The 1,984-nt window shown below is 51.0% G+C and carries 2 protein-coding genes; one reads left to right on the top strand and one right to left on the bottom strand.

Annotated features, from left to right (window positions below; translation table 11 throughout):
* Positions 1-24 precede the first annotated feature (24 nt).
* Positions 25-1,206 (bottom strand): DUF4158 domain-containing protein, encoded by a 1,182-nt coding sequence (locus tag AC23NW_RS36075; RefSeq protein ID WP_487455547.1) that lies wholly within the window; start codon positions 1,204-1,206, stop codon positions 25-27.
* 49 nt (positions 1,207-1,255) lie between these two features.
* Here AC23NW_RS36075 and AC23NW_RS36080 point away from each other — a divergent pair, with 49 nt between their 5' ends.
* Entirely contained in the window at positions 1,256-1,879 is a 624-nt protein-coding gene (locus tag AC23NW_RS36080; RefSeq protein WP_487455549.1) for a recombinase family protein, read from the top strand.
* Positions 1,880-1,984: the final 105 nt, after the last annotated feature.

The following is a 1,984-nucleotide window of genomic DNA, read 5'->3' on the forward strand; positions in this document are numbered from 1 at the left end:
CAGTGTATAAATTATGCCTCAAAACTAAAAGCGTAGTTTACTAACGCCGTTTTCCGGACATTTGTAAGAAAAACCTCGTTTACGGACCGGATCCTCGTCTAAAGCCATGACCTGTCGGATTTGCTCGATCTGCCGGGCGTACTGATGCCGACTGCGGATGGTCAACAAGGTTGCACTGCGCCGTTGCCGATTGTTGGCAAAGTAGAGTTGCTGGCGTTTTCGCCCCGTAACGTGTTCGGTTGCCTTGACGCAGGATAAGACCATATCGACGAAGGTATCCTGGCGTACCCGGTACTGATGCACTAAAAAACAGAATAGAAACAGGTGGCGGGACTCATGCTCTTTGATGTGGCCAGGACGGTCCTGTCCCGTTCGATGGGCGTAGTGACGCAAGGTTGCATCGGAGAAGCCTAATTGATTGACGGCTCCCTCGACCTGCTCAAAAAGAGCTTTAATCTGCTTGAATTGGACTATGCTGGCCTTGATGGCCTTGGGCTGTTCGACCTGGCTGACGGTTTTGAAGGCCTGTAACAGCGGTCGTTCATAAGCAGCATCGGTTTGGACCAGTTGCTCTAAGGCTTGCCGATGCTGCTGAGTCAGATGCTGATCAAGCTGAGTGGCTAATCGCCGACCGTAACGGTTGTACTGCTCGGTAATGATTCGTAGAAAAACATCATAGCTGGGGACTTCGACCCGCTGCCGCATCAGGTGTTGGCGGGACTCTTCGAGGACTTTTCGGGGTAACAACGGTTGCTCGAAGAGTCCATAAACCAGTTGATTGAATGCGTGGCGATACTGCTCGAAAGGCTTCACCTCAAGCAAGCCCAGAATTAGTTGGCTGTGTTCCCAGGCAATCTGGGTGGAATACTGAGCTAGATCGACAGGCTGGCTTTGGAAGAGTTGGGCCACATACTCAACATCGGCAGGCTGAAAATCAGCCGCTCGAAAAAACTTCTGGGTTAGCCGAAAGTATCCCCACTGTAGGCAGAAGCCTATTCGGGTGACAGGTTTACGAAATAGGGGCAAGCCCTCCATTGGCAAGGTAAAGTAATGTGCCTGCTGCTGGCGCGTCAACGATGGGGGCTGGTCAAAACGCCGGGCTTCGGCGGGATCGAGTACTTTTAAACGGCTCACGAGGTCAAGAAAAAAGGAGGGTTTTGGGGAGTCGGAAAAATAAAACGAAACAGGAGTATATTTGACGATCAAAAAGTAAAAAATAACTCCATTTAAGTGGTTTTCATTTGACCACCCGGTTATGGCTCAAAATATTGCCTATTTACGGGTCTCGACCCTCGATCAGGACCTGGAAAAGAACAAATCGGAAATCCTGCACCTGGCCAACGACCGCAATCTGGGACAGGTCCGTTTTGTCGAAGAGAAAGTATCGGGCAAAGTGCCCTGGCGACAGCGCAAGATTGCTGGTGTACTGGACGAGTTGGGCAGTGGGGACACGATTTTACTGAGTGAGTTCTCGCGCCTGGGCCGAAGCATGCTGGAGTGTATGGAGATTATTTCGGTTGCCGTGCAGAAGGGCATTCGGATTTATACCGTCAAGGGAGCCTGGCAGTTAGACGATACGATTCAAAGCAAAGTGATGGCGATGGTTTTCGCGATGGCAGCGGAGATCGAGCGGGACTTGATTGCCAAACGCACCCGTCAGGCTTTGGCAGTCAAGAAAGCGTCCGGCGTTCAGTTGGGCCGTCCTAAAGGGGTAGGCAAAAGCAAGTTGGATGTGTACCGGATTGAGATTGAAGCCCTATTGAATAATGGCTCAACTCAACAGTTCATCGCCAAACGCTACGGCACCACCAAGCAGAATCTGGCGAACTGGTTAAAGAGAAACAACCTGCAACGGGCCCGGTCAGGAAGGGCTATTTGATATCTGGCCCGCTTTGGTAGTTGCAACCTTAGTGATAGCATCATCCATGCCTGGCGGACGGCTGAAAAAAAGAACAAAGGGGGTGAGAAATCAACATCCACTTTG

It is taken from the genome of Arsenicibacter sp. R0_47, from assembly GCF_057652235.1.

Bases quoted from the DNA above. Each gene is read 5' to 3' on its own strand.
- AC23NW_RS36080 (WP_487455549.1), top strand. From the start codon at position 1,256: ATGGCTCAAAATATTGCCTATTTACGGGTCTCGACCCTCGATCAGGAC.